Source organism: Streptomyces sp. NPDC055103, assembly GCF_053607625.1.
Genome location: NZ_JBSGTX010000009.1, coordinates 1 through 14465, shown reverse-complemented (window position 1 = coordinate 14465; position 14465 = coordinate 1). Strand labels below are relative to the sequence as shown.

Annotated in this window: 14 protein-coding genes; 6 read left to right on the top strand and 8 right to left on the bottom strand. The window is 70.3% G+C overall.

Annotated elements, in window-relative coordinates:
- Positions 1 to 6 precede the first annotated feature (6 nt).
- The 4 genes from ACWFR1_RS08405 to ACWFR1_RS08390 all read right to left on the bottom strand — a co-directional run bounded on the left by ACWFR1_RS08405 (position 7) and on the right by ACWFR1_RS08390 (position 3259).
- Complete coding sequence (locus tag ACWFR1_RS08405; protein ID WP_453547979.1) at positions 7 to 903, bottom strand: LysR family transcriptional regulator; 897 nt, start codon at positions 901 to 903, stop codon at positions 7 to 9.
- A gap of 277 nt (positions 904 to 1180) precedes the next feature.
- Positions 1181 to 2323, bottom strand: coding sequence for a cystathionine gamma-lyase (locus tag ACWFR1_RS08400; RefSeq protein ID WP_453548212.1), 1143 nt, complete (start codon positions 2321 to 2323; stop codon positions 1181 to 1183).
- Between the two features lie 56 nt (positions 2324 to 2379).
- Positions 2380 to 2871, bottom strand: a complete 492-nt coding sequence (locus ACWFR1_RS08395) for a low molecular weight protein-tyrosine-phosphatase (protein WP_453547977.1) — start codon at positions 2869 to 2871, stop codon at positions 2380 to 2382.
- A 10-nt stretch (positions 2872 to 2881) separates the two neighbouring features.
- Positions 2882 to 3259, bottom strand: coding sequence for a phage holin family protein (locus ACWFR1_RS08390; RefSeq protein WP_453547975.1), 378 nt, complete (start codon positions 3257 to 3259; stop codon positions 2882 to 2884).
- Positions 3260 to 3310: 51 nt separating this feature from the next.
- Here ACWFR1_RS08390 and ACWFR1_RS08385 point away from each other — a divergent pair, with 51 nt between their 5' ends.
- The 4 genes from ACWFR1_RS08385 to ACWFR1_RS08370 all read left to right on the top strand — a co-directional run bounded on the left by ACWFR1_RS08385 (position 3311) and on the right by ACWFR1_RS08370 (position 5616).
- Entirely contained in the window at positions 3311 to 3628 is a 318-nt protein-coding gene (locus tag ACWFR1_RS08385) for a cupin domain-containing protein (RefSeq protein ID WP_453547973.1), read from the top strand.
- A 189-nt stretch (positions 3629 to 3817) separates the two neighbouring features.
- Complete coding sequence (locus tag ACWFR1_RS08380) at positions 3818 to 4036, top strand: DUF5326 family protein (RefSeq protein ID WP_453547971.1); 219 nt, start codon at positions 3818 to 3820, stop codon at positions 4034 to 4036.
- 236 nt (positions 4037 to 4272) lie between these two features.
- A complete protein-coding gene (locus ACWFR1_RS08375) occupies positions 4273 to 5043 on the top strand; it encodes an IclR family transcriptional regulator (protein WP_453547968.1) in 771 nt (256 codons plus the stop codon).
- A gap of 138 nt (positions 5044 to 5181) precedes the next feature.
- Positions 5182 to 5616: an SsgA family sporulation/cell division regulator gene (locus tag ACWFR1_RS08370; protein ID WP_024760447.1), complete on the top strand. Its 435-nt coding sequence runs from the start codon at positions 5182 to 5184 to the stop codon at positions 5614 to 5616.
- Positions 5617 to 5738: 122 nt separating this feature from the next.
- Here ACWFR1_RS08370 and ACWFR1_RS08365 read toward each other — a convergent pair whose 3' ends face one another.
- The gene (locus tag ACWFR1_RS08365; RefSeq protein ID WP_453547966.1) at positions 5739 to 7103 is read right to left on the bottom strand and encodes a YibE/F family protein; all 1365 of its coding nucleotides are present in this window, start codon (positions 7101 to 7103) and stop codon (positions 5739 to 5741) included.
- A gap of 199 nt (positions 7104 to 7302) precedes the next feature.
- Here ACWFR1_RS08365 and thiC point away from each other — a divergent pair, with 199 nt between their 5' ends.
- Complete coding sequence (thiC, locus tag ACWFR1_RS08360) at positions 7303 to 9096, top strand: phosphomethylpyrimidine synthase ThiC (RefSeq protein WP_453547964.1); 1794 nt, start codon at positions 7303 to 7305, stop codon at positions 9094 to 9096.
- A 240-nt stretch (positions 9097 to 9336) separates the two neighbouring features.
- Here thiC and ACWFR1_RS08355 read toward each other — a convergent pair whose 3' ends face one another.
- From ACWFR1_RS08355 to ACWFR1_RS08345, 3 genes are all read right to left on the bottom strand, one after another.
- Entirely contained in the window at positions 9337 to 9987 is a 651-nt protein-coding gene (locus tag ACWFR1_RS08355; protein ID WP_453547962.1) for a hypothetical protein, read from the bottom strand.
- Between the two features lie 159 nt (positions 9988 to 10146).
- Positions 10147 to 11499: a metallophosphoesterase gene (locus ACWFR1_RS08350; RefSeq protein ID WP_453547960.1), complete on the bottom strand. Its 1353-nt coding sequence runs from the start codon at positions 11497 to 11499 to the stop codon at positions 10147 to 10149.
- Positions 11500 to 11762: 263 nt separating this feature from the next.
- Entirely contained in the window at positions 11763 to 12869 is a 1107-nt protein-coding gene (locus ACWFR1_RS08345; protein WP_453547958.1) for a LacI family DNA-binding transcriptional regulator, read from the bottom strand.
- Between the two features lie 380 nt (positions 12870 to 13249).
- Here ACWFR1_RS08345 and hisC point away from each other — a divergent pair, with 380 nt between their 5' ends.
- The gene (hisC, locus tag ACWFR1_RS08340; protein ID WP_453547956.1) at positions 13250 to 14347 is read left to right on the top strand and encodes a histidinol-phosphate transaminase; all 1098 of its coding nucleotides are present in this window, start codon (positions 13250 to 13252) and stop codon (positions 14345 to 14347) included.
- Positions 14348 to 14465: the final 118 nt, after the last annotated feature.

The window sequence follows — 14465 nt, the reverse complement described above, 5'->3', positions numbered from 1 at the left end:
TGAAACTCACCAGCCCCCAGCGGCCCGCAGCAGAGCCTCGTGGGCCCGCGCGATGTGCGACAGCGCGAGGGTGCCGGTCCTGACGGCCAGGAAGTACGTCCGCAGCGGAGGCACCGGAGGGTCGAGCAGCGCCACGAGCCGTCCCTGCTCCAAGGCCTCCTCGCACAGATAGCGCGGCAGGACGGCAAGACCGGCACCCGAGGCGGCGGAGTCCCGTACGGCGCGCAGGTCCGGGGCGATGACGGCCGCGGCCGCCGCCGGCTTGGTCTCGAAGACGGCGGCCCAGTAGCGGGAGACGAACGGCAGCGACTCGTGCACCTCGACCACCGGCAGCTGCTCCAGGACGACCGCCCCCTTGCGGAGCAGCGTCTCGGGGGCGAGCCGTGCAGCCCAGCGCGGGGCCGCCACCAGGACGTGCTCCTCGTCGCAGAGCGGGGTGGTGGCGAACAGGCCGCCGCGCGGGCGGGCGGGGGTGAGGGCCAGATCGTGATGGCCCGCCGCGAGTCCGTCGAGGATCTCCTCCGAGTTGCCCACGAAGGAGGCCCGTACGGCGAGCCCCTGGCCGACCAGCGGGGTGAGCGCGGGCAGCGCGCGGAGCGCGGTGAACTCCGGAGGCCCGGCGACATGGAGGGTGCGGACGCCGCTCTCCTCGTCGAGACCGGTCTCGGCGATCTCGACCAGGGCGTCCAGATGGGGTGCGGCGCGGTGCGCGAGCTCGTCGCCGATCGTGGTCGGCGTGACCCCGCGCGCCTGCCTGAGGAAGAGCGGCCGGCCCAGCTGACGCTCCAGGGTTCTGATCTGGCTGGTGACGGCCGGCTGGGAGAGGCCCAGGAGTGCGGCGGCGCGGGTGAAGGAACCGGCCCGGTGCACCGCGACGAACGTGCGCAGCAGGGCCAGATCCATGTCCGCCCCCTCCCGGCCGTGCGGGCCGTTCGACTCAGGCGGTCGGCTGACTGCGCCTCAGGACCGTCCAACTATAAATAAGTCGATAGGTCGCTGTCGCTACCGTGATTGGACACTGACGCACAGTCAACTAGCCTTGTTCAGGCGGTCTCCGCGCGTGGAACCGAGGGCGTTCCGAGCCACGAGGGGGGAGGCTCGGAGCGCCCCGTTCCGCGCGACCGGCACGGGCCGGGGCGCGACAGGAACCGGCCCGGCCGGTCCCCGACGCCATGACGGCTCAGTTGGCGGCGCTGGCCTCGTCGAGGGCCCGCAGGACGTCGGAGATCAGATCCTCCGGATCCTCGGCGCCCACCGAGAAGCGGATGAAGCCCTCCGCGACCGCGTCCCCGCCCCAGCGCCCGCGCCGCTCCGCCGTGGAGCGCACGCCGCCGAAACTGGTGGCGTCGTCCACGAGCCGCAGCTCCTCCAGGAACCGCTCGGCCCGCTTCCGGTCCGCCAGCTCGAAGGAGACCACCGGCCCGAAGCGCCGCATCTGGCGGGCCGCCACCGCGTGCGAGGGGTCGCCCGGAAGCCCCGGGTAGCGCAGCCCGGTCACGTCCGCGCGCCCTTCGAGCACGCGCGCGAGGGACAGGGCGGTGGAACACTGCCGGTCGATCCGCAGCTGGAGGGTGGCCAGTGAACGGTGGGCGAGCCAGGCCTCCATGGGACCCGGGATCGCGCCGACGACCTTGCGCCAGCGCCGTACCTCCGCCGCCCGCTGCGGGTCCCGGCAGCTCACATGACCGAGCAGGACGTCGCCATGCCCGGTCATGCCCTTGGTGTCGCTGGCGACGGAGAAGTCCGCGCCCAGCTCCAGGGGCCGCTGGCCGAGCGGGGTGGCGAGGGTGTTGTCGACGGCCACCAGCGCCCCCACGGCGTGGGCCTCGCGCACCAGGCGCCTGATGTCGCAGACATCGAGCCCGGGGTTGGACGGGGTCTCGATCCACAGCAGCCTGGCGCCTTCGAGGACGGCGAGCTGCCCGTCGCCACCGGTCGGCGCGGTACGGACCTCGACGCCGTACGCCCTGAGCTGCTCGTGCAGCAGCGGCAGGGCCTGGTAGCCGTCGGTCGGCAGCACCACCGCGTCGCCGGCCTTCAGCTGGGAGAGGAGGACGGCGGAGATCGCGGCCATGCCGGAGGCGAAGACCAGCGTCTCGACGCCCTGCTCCCCCGGTGCCTCCAGCTCGCCGATCGCCCGTTCCAGATGGGTCCAGGTCGGGTTCTCGTCGCGGCCGTAGGTGTACGGGCCGGTCGGCTCGCCCGGCAGATGGAAGTGCGCCGCGAAGACCGGCCCCGGCAGGGTCGGTTCGTACTTCACGGGTTCGGGAAGCCCGGCCCGCACCGCGAGGGTGCCGTCACCGAGCGTCCCGTCGCCGCGCACGGCGGCCGTCCGCGGGCCGGGGTCGCCGGCCCGGCCGGGGTCACTTGCCTGGTCGGTCACGCTGTCCGTTCCTCCACTTCCGCACGTACGGCCGCGAGCAGTCCCTCGCTCGCGGCCTCCACCATCTCCAGGCACTCCTCGAAGACCTCCCGGCCCCCGTAGTACGGGTCGGGGACGTCGAGTGCGCCCCCGGCGGCCGGGTCGTAGGAGCGCAGCAGCCGTATCCTCGCGGCTTCCTCGGGGGTCCGGGCGAGCTCCCGGAGCTCCCGGACGTGCCCCTCGTCCAGCGCGATCACCAGATCGAGGGCGGGGAACCAGGAGGCCATGAACTGGCGGGCGGAGTGCGCGGAGGTGTAGCCGTTCTCCTCAAGGACGGCGACCGTGCGCGGGTCGGCACCGTCGCCCTCGTGCCAGCCGCCGGTCCCCGCGCTGTCGACCTCCACCGCTCCGCCGAGGCCGGCCTCCTCCACACGGCGGCGGAAGACGTGCTCGGCCATCGGCGAGCGGCAGATGTTGCCCGTGCAGACGAAGCACACGCGATAGGTCACGGTCGTCGGCTCAGTCGTTGTCGGGGAGCACGACGTTCAGTGCCCACGAGACGACGGAGATGATCAGGCCGCCGAGGACGGCGGTCCAGAAGCCCTCCACATGGAAGTTGAGCTCGAACTGCTCGGCCAGCCACGACGTGAGGAGCAGCATCAGGGCGTTGACCACGAGGGTGATCAGGCCGAGGGTCAGGATGAACAGCGGCAGTGTCAGCAGCTTGACGAGAGGCTTGACCAAGAAGTTCACCAGCCCGAAGACCAGGGCGACGAGAATGAGGGTCAGGGCCTTCTTGCCGGTGCTCTCACCGGTCAGGGTGATGTCCTGGAGCAGCCAGATGGCGACTCCCAGGGCGCCCGCGTTGGCGAGCGTCTTGACTACGAAATTCATCATGTGTCTGATCGTGGCAGACATGATCGGGCCAAGGGCAGGGGCTGACAGGCGATGAAGGCATTCCGACTGGATGAACTGGAGGCGGAGCGCGCCGCGAACCAGGGCGCGTACCTCCAGTTCCTGCGGGAGCGGAACATGTCGGTGGGCCTGTACGCGCTGGACGCGGGGGCGCTCGACCCGCAGCAGCCGCACGGCCAGGACGAGGTGTACTTCGTGGTGAGCGGCCGCGCGGCGATCACGGTCGGGGAGGAGACGACCCCGGTGGCGCGCGGCAGCGTGGTCTACGTGCCGGCCGGGGTGTCCCACAAGTTCCACCACATCAGCGAGGACCTGCGGGTCCTGGTGGTGTTCTCCCCGCCGGAGAGCTGAGTCCCGGAGCCTGAGCCCCGGAGCCCCAGCCCCGAAGCCTGAGCCCCGAGGTGTGGGAGGCGACCCCCTAGGGGGCGGATCAGGGGAGAGCGGGGGCCGGCAGGGCCCCGTGAGCCGCTTTCCGCCCCTAGCCTTGAGGGTGTTCGGCGCGGAGTGCGTGGAACAGATCTTCGAGAGCGAGGTAGGACCATGGCCGTACAGGAGATTCTCGCGGGGATGCCCTGGTGGGTGAAGTGGGTCGCCATACCCGCTCTCGCCCTGCTGGTCTTCGGCGGACTCATCACCAGCGTCCTGACTGTCGTGGTCACGCTGCTGTTCAAGGTGCTGCTCTTCGTGGCCCTCGTCGCCGGACTGGTCTACGTCGTGCGGAAGTTCAAGAACTCCGCCGGGTCGCGCGAGGAGTGGTAGCACAAGCTACCGAGCGGTAGGGAGCCGACGACGGCTATTAGCCCGGGCGGGGGAACGCGAGGTCGAATTCGGGCGGGGCTCCAAAGGCTCCGACTAGAGTGGAATCCCTCCGCCGGGTTGGGGACTACGGGCGTAGACCTCGCTACTGACCAGCGGTTTCCCAGGCCCGGCGGGCGCGCGGGGGCGGCCCCCGCGGGCGGATGCCATGCATCCGTCGTCACGCCTGGGGGTGACCTTTGGCCACGGCTACGCAGACTGCTGCACCTACCCTGATCGGCTCGGTGCAGCGGGCGCTGAGACTTCTGGAGGCCGTGTCCTCCCACGGGGACGGCGCCCCGGCCAAACAGCTCGCCCGCGAGACGGGCCTTCCGCTGCCCACCACGTACCACCTGCTCCGCACCCTGACGCACGAGGGCTATCTACGCCGCGAGAAGGGTGTGTTCGTCCTGGGCGACGCCGCCGTCCGACTGGCCGGCGGCGGAGCTGTGCAGAATCGTCGCATCAAGATCGAAGACTCCCTTGCCCGTTGGCGGGACGAGATCGGTGTGCCGGTGTACTTCGCGCTCTACCGCGAGGGCGAGATCGAGCTCGTCGCCGTCGCGGACACCCCCTCGGCCCCCGCGGTGGAGGAGTGGGCCGACTTCCGCGAGACCGCGCACGCGCACGCCATCGGGCAGTGCCTGCTGAGCCAACTCGATCTGAAAGCTCGTCAAGACCACCTCGACCGCCACCCGGTGGAAGCCATCACTCCGTACACGGTGCGTAACCGCCGTGTCCTTTTGGATCGTTTGGGCGGTTTGGGGCGAATGGAGCCCCTGGTGGAGCGCCAGGAATATGCACTCGGCACGGTCTGTGCCGCCATTCCCATCACGGCGGGCTCCGTGGCGGCCGCGATGGCCGTTTCCCTCCCCCTTCATCAGGAAGAACGGTTGCTCCCAGCAGTCGAGCGGCTACGTACGGAGATCGGGAGGCTCTTCAGCTCGCTCGCGTTCTCTATCAGTATCTGAAAAATCACTCCTTGTGATCTGCTAGCGCTTACAGCACGATTGCGTCAAGAGGGCCACGGGGGATCATTCCTGGCCGTTTCGGTCACAGCTTTCAGCAGCTGTGTTTACACAACTGCTTCATCTACTGCGGGGTACATGATGCGAGAGTCGGTTCAGGCCGAGGTCCTGATGAGCTTCCTCGTCTCCGAGGAGCTCTGCTTCAAGATCCCAGTCGAGCTGCGATACGAGACCCGGGATCCTTACGCGGTGCGCATGACCTTCCACCTGCCCGGAGACGCGCCCGTGACCTGGGCGTTCGGCAGGGAACTGCTGCTCGACGGGATCAACAGGCCGAGCGGGGACGGGGACGTGCACATCGCCCCGACCGACCCCGAGGGGCTGTCGGACGTCTCCATCCGGCTCCAGGTGGGCGGTGACCGCGCTCTGTTCCGGGCCAGCGCGCCGCCGTTGGTCGCCTTCCTCGACCGCACGGACAAGCTGGTTCCGCTTGGTCAGGAACGGACACTCGGTGACTTCGAGGACAACCTGGAGGCGGCACTCGGCCGGATTCTGGCAGAGGAGAACGCCGGCTGAGGCCCGGCCGCCGCCACGCGGCCAGGCGCATCGAGGGCCAGACATATCGGGGGACCGGGCGGAACAGGACGCGGAGTACGGGGGCCGGGGCGCGGGACGGCCCAGCCCTCACCCGGAAGCCCTTACTTCGCGCGGCGGCGCCGACCGCCCCGTACTGCCGCCCGAGGCTGTCCCTCGACGTCCGGCCCCGGCCGGTCGGCGGAGACCACCAGCGCCGCGAGGGCCGTCGTGACCGGCACGGAGGCGACCAGACCGATCGAACCGACCAGCGTGCGGACGATCTCCACCGCGACCAGCTCGCTGTTGGCCACCGTGCCCATGCTGCTCTGCGCGATCGAGAAGAGCAGCAGGAGCGGCAGGGCGGCGCCCGCGTAGGCGAGGACCAGTGTGTTCACGACCGAGGCGATGTGGTCGCGGCCGATCCGGATCGCGGCCCGGTACAGTCCGCGCGGCCCCATGCCCGGGTCGGCCTGGTGCAGCTCCCAGACCGCCGACGTCTGGGTGACGGTCACGTCGTCGAGCACACCGAGCGAACCGATGATGATGCCGGCGAGCAGCAGGCCGGACATGTCGATGTCCGGGTACAGGCCATGGATCAGGCCGGTGTTGTCGTCGGTGTTGCCGCTCAGCGAGGCCCAGCCGATGAAGAGCGAGCCGAGCAGACCGATCAGCAGCAGCGAGATCAGCGTGCCGAGCACCGCGACCGAGGTGCGGGCCGAGAGCCCATGGCACATGTAGAGCGCGATCAGCATGATCGCGCTCGACCCGACCACCGCCACGATCAGCGGATTCGATCCCTCCAGGATCGCCGGCAGGATGAAGAGCGTCAGCACCAGGAAGCTCGCGGCGAGCGCGATGAGCGCCATCACGCCCTTCATGCGGCCGACGAGCACGACCACGAGGGCGAAGATCCCGGCGAGCACCGCCAACGGGAGCTTCCGGTTCACATCCGTCACCGAGTACTGCAGGTCGCGTGGGGCGTCGGGGGCGTACGCCACCACCACGCCCTGCCCCTCGTGCAGTTGGCGGGGCGCGTCGGGCTGCACGATCTCGGTGAACGTACGTCCCTTCTCCGGGCCGCTGGTGACCTCGATCGTCGCCTTCTCGCACTGCCCCTGCTGGGCGTTGACCGCCTCGCGCCCCTCCGGTGTGGAGGTGTCCCCGGTCGGCGGGACCTGGGCGGCGTTCACGTCCTTGCAGTCGACCTGCTCGACGGAGACGACCGTGCCCTGCTCGGTCTGCCGGTCGAAGCCGACGCCGGTGCGCTCGTGCGCCGGAGCACTGCCGGGCCACAGGACCACGAGCCCGACCACGACGGCGGTGGCGAAGGGGATCAGGACGGCGGCGATGACCTTGCGCAGATGCCGGGAGACGGGGGCGGCGGGGCCGTGGCTGTGGCTGTGTCCGTGGCTCTGGACGTGGCTCTGGGCCTGGCCGGGTTCATGGCCGTGGTCGTGCGGCTCGGGGGTCTGCTGGGGGGAAGTCACCGACCGATCATCGCAAGAACGGCGGGGGCCCACTGTTCAGCACGCCAGGGATGACGCTAGCGTGGTGACACCTTTGCACACGCGGGAGCTCGGAGCACCGGGCTGAGAGGGCGCTGATCACCGTACGCACGTACGGGAGGAGGCTGCGCCGACCGCCGAACCTGTTACCGGGTAATGCCGGCGTAGGGAGATCGGTCTCATGACCATTCAGGATGCACGCACGCCTGCCTCCAACCAGGACGGCCAGGACAGCCAGACCCCGGGCGAGCGCACGCCGGGCTGGCACAAGGGGTACATCCAGGGCTCGCGCCCCGACCTCCGGGTCCCGGTCCGTCAGGTGCACCTCACCAACGGCAAGGACGTGACGCTGTACGACACGTCCGGTCCGTACACCGACCCCACCATCGACACCGACGTACGGCGCGGCCTGGCGCCGCTGCGCGAGAACTGGGTCATCGCGCGCGGCGACACCGAGGAGTACGCGGGCCGCCCCGTCCGCCCCGAGGACGACGGCATCAAGCACACGTCGCCGCGCGGCGGCGGGCTCAAGAACCTCGACGCCGTCTTCCCCGGCCGCCCGCGTCTGCCGCGTCGCGGCCGCGACGGCCAGGCGGTGACGCAGCTCGCGTACGCCCGCCGCGGTGAGATCACCCCGGAGATGGAGTACGTCGCGATCCGCGAGAACGTCGCCCCCGAGGTGGTGCGGGAGGAGATCGCCGCGGGCCGCGCGGTGCTCCCGGCGAACGTCAACCACCCGGAGATCGAGCCGATGATCATCGGCAAGCGGTTCCTGGTGAAGGTCAACGCCAACATCGGCAACTCCGCCGTCACCTCCTCCATCGAGGAGGAGGTGGAGAAGATGACCTGGGCGACCAAGTGGGGCGCGGACACGGTCATGGACCTGTCCACCGGCCGCAACATCCACACCACCCGCGAGTGGGTGCTGCGCAACTCCCCCGTACCGATCGGCACCGTGCCGCTCTACCAGGCCCTGGAGAAGGTCGACGGTAAGGCCGAGGACCTGACCTGGGAGATCTACAAGGACACGGTCATCGAGCAGGCCGAACAGGGCGTCGACTACATGACGGTGCACGCCGGCGTGCTCCTGCCGTACGTGCCGCTCACCGCGCGACGCAAGACCGGCATCGTGTCGCGCGGCGGCTCGATCATGGCCGCCTGGTGTCTCGCGCACCACAAGGAGAACTTCCTCTACACGAACTTCGAGGAGCTCTGCGAGATCCTGGCGGCGTACGACGTCACGTACTCGCTCGGCGACGGTCTGCGCCCCGGCTCGATCGCGGACGCCAACGACGAGGCGCAGTTCGCGGAGTTGCGCACGCTTGGCGAGCTGAACACGATAGCCAAGCGCCACAACGTGCAGACGATGATCGAGGGCCCCGGCCACGTCCCGATGCACAAGATCAAGGAGAACATCGACCTCCAGCAGGAGATCTGCGAGGAGGCGCCGTTCTACACGCTCGGCCCGCTGACGACGGACGTGGCGCCCGCCTACGACCACATCACCTCCGGCATCGGCGCGGCGATGATCGCCTGGTGGGGCACGGCGATGCTCTGCTACGTCACGCCCAAGGAGCACCTGGGCCTGCCGAACAAGGACGACGTGAAGACGGGCGTCATCACGTACAAGATCTCCGCCCACGCGGCGGACCTCGCCAAGGGGCACCCGGGCGCGCAGGAGTGGGACGACGCCCTCTCGGACGCGCGGTTCGAGTTCCGCTGGGAGGACCAGTTCAACCTGGCGCTCGACCCGGTCACGGCGCGCGAGTTCCACGACGAGACGCTGCCTGCGGAGCCCGCGAAGACCGCGCACTTCTGCTCGATGTGCGGTCCGAAGTTCTGCTCGATGAAGATCTCCCAGGACATCCGGCGTGAGCACGGCGGCACGCAGCAGGAGATCGAGGCCGGGATGGCGGAGAAGTCGAAGGAGTTCGCGGAGGCCGGCAACCGCGTCTACCTGCCGCTGGCGGACTGACGGCGGCGGCTTCCGACCGGCACGACGCCGGCTTTTGACCGGCACCGCGCTGGTTTCCGACCGGCGCCACGTCGGCTTATGACCGGCACGACGCCGGCTTTTGACCGGCACCGCGCTGGTTTCCGACCGGCGCCACGTCGGCTTATGACCGGCACGACGCCGGCTTTCGACGGCACCGCGCCGGCTTCTGAGCAGGCACCGGCCCGCGACCCACGGGGGAGTCGCGGGCCGGTCCCGTTGTCATGGGGCGGGATCGTCGTCCCGGTGTGCGGCGGCGAGTGCGTCGCGGAGGAAGGGGACGACGCCGCGTTCGAGCAGGGCGAGGCGCCAGGCCTCGCGGGCGCGGGACAGTTCGTCGTCCGCCGCGGTGGCGGGCGGACCGGCCGTGACGGTCGCGGTCGGGCTGTTGCGCAGGGCGGTCCGGAGGAGACCGGCGGCTGCGCAGAGCAGGCCGGCGGCGGCTATCGCGCCGAAGACCAGGCCGGCCGTCAGCAGCGTCGCGCCGAAGACCACGGTGGGTGCGATCGCGTGCAGGAGCGCGCCGACCAGCAGGAAGATGAAGGCGGCCGAGCCGGCGAGAACTGGCACCATGACGGTGACGATCGCGGCGATCCCCGCGCCGGAACCGTCCTGCGGGGCGGGCACGCGGGTGGCGACCGCGACGCGGCTCTGCTCGCGGACCTTCACGAAGTGGTCGTACTCGCTCGACGCCGCGGTGGTGATCAGCGCTGTCGCGTTCAGGGCCATGGAGCGGAGTTGCCCGGCCGTGAGCCGTGTCCCGACTCCGGCGAGATCCGGACGTGCGTGGGCGGTGCTCAGTGCGTCGTCGAGGACCCGCTCGTACTCGGCGCGATCCTCGGTCAGCAGGTACGGAGCCACGTTCATGTGCATCCCCCGATGCTCCGCAGGCCCGGATCAGCCGTGGAGAACGGCCGGTCGGGCGGAAACGGAGGAGAGCCTGCTACGGATGGTCCGATGGTATTGCGGTGACGCCACGGGCTGACAGGGTGTTTCCGGAAATCGACTTCCCCGGCTGCGCAGGGTTATGCGTCAGCTGTTCAGCGGGAGTTGGACGACCAGCAGCTTTCCGGCCATGGTCACACCGCCGTCCATGGCGATCGCGAGACCGTCCGCGTACACGTGCGGTCCGTCGACGATCGGTCCGCCGCCGCCCTCGCTCTCCTCCGTGCCGACCTGGCCGAGGAGGTACGGAATGGGGCTGTGACCGTGCACGATCCGGCCGCCGCCGTAGGTGGAGAGGAGCTCCTGGACGGCCTGCGGTCCGCCCTCGTCGCGGAACGCGAAGCGTTTCGTGAACTTCCGGAACACGTCCCAGACCTCGTCGGCGTCGCTCCGGTTGAGGATCTCGTGGACCGTCTCGTTGACGTCCTCGATGGTCTCGCCGTATTCGAGGTACGCGGTGGTGTCGGAGTGCAGGAGGAGGTGGTCGTCCTCCAGGACCACGGCGTCGAGCCGGGACATCCACTGGAGGTGGACGTCCTGGAGCCGGTCCATGTCGTGCTTCTGGCCGCCGTTGAGCAGCCAGGCGGCCTGGAAGGTGGCCGTGCCCGCACCCGAGTTGACCGGGGTGTCGCCGAAGCGCTTGGCGCCGATCAGCAGCAGTTCGTGGTTGCCCATGAGGGCCTTGCAGTAGCCGCCGGCGGCGGCGGCCTCGGCGGACAGCCGCATGACGAGGTCGATGACGCCGATGCCGTCGGGGCCGCGGTCGGTGAAGTCGCCGAGGAACCACAGTCGGGCGTTGCCCGCGGCCCAGCCGCCGTTCTCATCGACGAGGCCCTGGGCGCGCAGGGCGGCGACGAGTTCGTCGAGGTAGCCGTGGACGTCACCGACGACGTAGAGGGGGCCGGGGCCGTCGCCGTTCGTGGCGGCGGGGTCGGGCGCGGTGGCGGCGTCGGGGATGACCCGGACCTGGGCGGTGTCGCCGCGGTTGATGATCGGGAGGTCGCGCTCGGTCGGGGTGTAGCCCTCGGGCAGGTCGCTCTCGGGGAAGGCGCTGCCGGGGTGGCCGGTGGCGACCGAGACGATGGAGGAGCCGGTCGTGCTGGTGGTACCGGCTGTGGCGGTGTACGCGGGGGCGACGCGACGACCCAGGAGCAGGGTCGGGTCGGCGGGCGCGGGCGCGGGGGTGGGTACGGAGGCGGGTACGGACGCGGGCGCGCCGATGACGGGGAGTGCCCCGCTCGGTGCCGCCTCGACGGTCCGCGCGGGAGCGGCGGACGGCGCCGGTGCGGGCGTCGGCCCCGGTGCGGCGGTCGGCTGCGGATCCGCGGACGTCGGCTCGGCGGCATGGCCCTGTACGGGCACGCGGGCGTACGGCGGTACGCGGAAGTCGCGCAATGTCGCCGTGCGCACCACGGGCTCCTGCCCGGCCCCCTGAGTCATGGACCCCTCCACCACCGTCGCGATGCCCTGCACATCGTGGACCGGCCTGGTCGGGGAGGCCCACGATGTCGTCCGCCCATCATAGGAATGAGGGTCCTCCTGTGTGACGCACCAGGGGTGGTGAATCCGGGTCCACTCCGGGTTCACCGGTTGTTTCGCCCGAATTGAGAAGGTCCAGTCCAGGGTTGAAGCCGGTACGGTGCTCGGTTTCGCCGCCCCGACCCACGGGCATGGGTGGGGGCGGCGGGTCGGGTGGGTCTCGATCAGTCCTTGGCGGGTGAGCGCGGCGGGCTGACCGTGGTGCGCGGCGAGCGCCGCTGCGAGGAGGTGCGCACGATGAGTTCGGTCGGTATCACCTGCTCGAGCGGGCCGTCCGTATCGATCCCCTCGATGGCGTCGATGAGGAGCTGGACGACGGCCGTGCCGATCCTGCGTGGCTTGAGCGAGAGTGTCGTGATGGGCGGTTCGGTGGTGGCGTAGACGGTGGACTCGCTGCAGCAGACCAGCAGCAGGTCCTCCGGGACGCGCAGCCCGTAGCGGCGCGCGGCCGCGAGGAGATCGGTTCCGTTGGGGTCGAAGAGGCCGTACACGGCGTCGGGTCGGTCCGGGCGGGCGAGCAGCCGGTCGGCCGCGACGGCGCCCGCGCACGGATCGTGCGCCGGATAGGCCTCGTAGACGGGGTCCTGGCCGACCCTCTCGCACCAGTTCAGGTACGCGGTGGTGGACAGGCGGGTGTACGTGTCGGTGGTGGTTCCGGTGAGGAGGCCGATGCGGCGGGCGCCGGCGTCGGCGAGGTGGTCGAGCAGATCGAGGACGGCGGCTTCGTGGTCGTTGTCGACCCAGGCGGTGACCGGAAGGGTGCCGGCGGGGCGTCCGTCGGAGACGACGGGGAGGCCCTGCCGGACCAGTTCGGTGACGACCGGGTCATGGTCGGAGGGGTCGATGACGACGGTGCCGTCTAGGGCGACGTTCGACCAGACGTCATGGCGGGAGGTGGCGGGGAGGATGACCAGGGCGTAGCCCCGGGCGAGTGCCGCCGATGTGGCTGCTCTGGCCATCTCCGCGAAGTATGCGAATTCGGTGAAGGTGAAAGGTTCATCCCCGTACGTGGTCACGGTCAGGCCGATGAGTCCCGATTTACCCGTACGGAGCGTGCGGGCCGCCGCGGATGGGCGGTAGCCCAGCCGGTCGGCGACCTCGCGGACGTGGCGGCGGGTGGCGTCCGGGAGTCGGCCCTTGCCGTTGAGCGCGTCGGAGACAGTCGTGATGGAGACCCCGGCGGCGGCGGCCACGTCCCGGATGCCTGCCCGGCCCTGCCGGCTTCCCCGGGTCTGTGCCCGGCTCACCTGGTGCTTCCCTGCTGCTGTCATGGCGAGCCGATAGTAGGGCGATGAGGGGCGGTCGGGACGGTCGCATATGCAGGCATTGACAGGCACGTTTCTGCATGGTCGGAATGGGTCAATAGGCAAGGAATCAAAGGCAGTTAGGGACTTCTGTATGCGACCTGGGCTTGTCGGACCGCGTAGGCCTGGCGAAGGGGCGAGGTCTCGAAGAGGTCTCAACTCACCTCTACGGGGGATGCGCGCCACGGCGCCCGCCACCGGCGCGCGCCACCCGGGTGCGCGCTCCCCCTCTCCGCGGAAGGGATGCGCAGCGTGTCCCTCCTGTTGTCCACAGGCCATTCGCAGCGGAGGCGAATCCTCATAAGGTGAGGAGTATTGGCGGTAAGGACGGTCGAGGAGGCCACACTGTGAGCGAGACCAGCGGGACGAGCACCGGCAGCCCGAAGCTGCGCGCCGAGCTGGACGGCGTCCCCACCTACAAGCCGGGCAAGCCGGCGGCCGCGGGCGGCCCCGTGGCCTTCAAGCTGTCGTCCAACGAGAACCCCTATCCGCCGCTGCCCGGTGTCATGGAGAGCACGCTGGCCGCCGCCGCGAACTTCAACCGCTACCCGGACATGGCCTGCACCGGCCTGATGCAGGAGCTCGCCGACCGCTTCGGCGTGCCGGTCTCGCACATCGCGACCGGCACGGGCTCCGTCGGGGTCGCGCAGTCGCTGCTCCAGGCCACCTCCGGCCCGGGTGACGAGGTGATCTACGCCTGGCGCTCCTTCGAGGCGTACCCGATCATCACGCAGATCAGCGGGGCCACCGCGGTGCCGGTGCCGCTGACCGAGGGCGATGTGCACGACCTCGACGCGATGGCCGCGGCGATCACCGACCGGACCCGGCTGATCTTCGTGTGCAACCCGAACAACCCCACGGGCACCGCGGTCCGCCGGGCCGAGCTGGAGCGCTTCCTCGACCGGGTGCCCTCCGACGTCCTGGTCGTGCTCGACGAGGCGTACAAGGAGTTCGTCCGCGACACCGACATCCCGGACGGCATCGAGCTGTACCGCGACCGGCCCAACGTCGCCGTGCTGCGTACGTTCTCCAAGGCGTACGGCCTGGCGGGCCTGCGGGTCGGCTTCGCGATCGCCCACGAGCCCGTGGCGGCGGCGCTGCGCAAGACGGCGGTCCCGTTCGGGGTGAGCCAGCTGGCCCAGGACGCTGCGGTGGCCTCGCTGCGGGCCGAGGACGAACTGCTCGGCCGGGTCGGCTCGTTGGTGGCCGAGCGCGAGCGGGTCCACGCGGGGCTCGTGGCCCAGGGGTGGACCGTGCCGGACACCCAGGCGAACTTCGTCTGGCTGCGGCTCGGCGAGCGGACGCTCGACTTCGCGGCGGAGTGCGAGCGGCACGGTGTGATGGTGCGGCCGTTCGCGGGCGAGGGCGTGCGCGTCACGATCGGTGAGACCGAGGCGAACGACCTGTTCCTGAAGGTGGCGGAGGGCTTCCGCAAGGAGGTCTAAGGAGGCCTAAGGAGGTCTAGGGCCAACGCCGTTCAGTTAGGGCGGGGGTCGGGGCGTCAAGGGCTGCTCGTGAGCATGGTGATGCTGATGGTGGCTTTGTAGGTGGTCCGGTCGATGG

Coding starts and splice junctions, on each gene's coding strand:
- ACWFR1_RS08405 (WP_453547979.1), bottom strand. CDS start 903: ATGGATCTGGCCCTGCTGCGCACGTTCGTCGCGGTGCACCGGGCCGGT.
- ACWFR1_RS08390 (WP_453547975.1), bottom strand. CDS start 3,259: ATGATGAATTTCGTAGTCAAGACGCTCGCCAACGCGGGCGCCCTGGGA.
- ACWFR1_RS08385 (WP_453547973.1), top strand. CDS start 3,311: ATGAAGGCATTCCGACTGGATGAACTGGAGGCGGAGCGCGCCGCGAAC.
- ACWFR1_RS08380 (WP_453547971.1), top strand. CDS start 3,818: ATGGCCGTACAGGAGATTCTCGCGGGGATGCCCTGGTGGGTGAAGTGG.
- ACWFR1_RS08370 (WP_024760447.1), top strand. CDS start 5,182: ATGCGAGAGTCGGTTCAGGCCGAGGTCCTGATGAGCTTCCTCGTCTCC.
- thiC (WP_453547964.1), top strand. CDS start 7,303: ATGACCATTCAGGATGCACGCACGCCTGCCTCCAACCAGGACGGCCAG.
- ACWFR1_RS08355 (WP_453547962.1), bottom strand. CDS start 9,987: ATGCACATGAACGTGGCTCCGTACCTGCTGACCGAGGATCGCGCCGAG.
- ACWFR1_RS08350 (WP_453547960.1), bottom strand. CDS start 11,499: ATGACTCAGGGGGCCGGGCAGGAGCCCGTGGTGCGCACGGCGACATTG.
- ACWFR1_RS08345 (WP_453547958.1), bottom strand. CDS start 12,869: ATGACAGCAGCAGGGAAGCACCAGGTGAGCCGGGCACAGACCCGGGGA.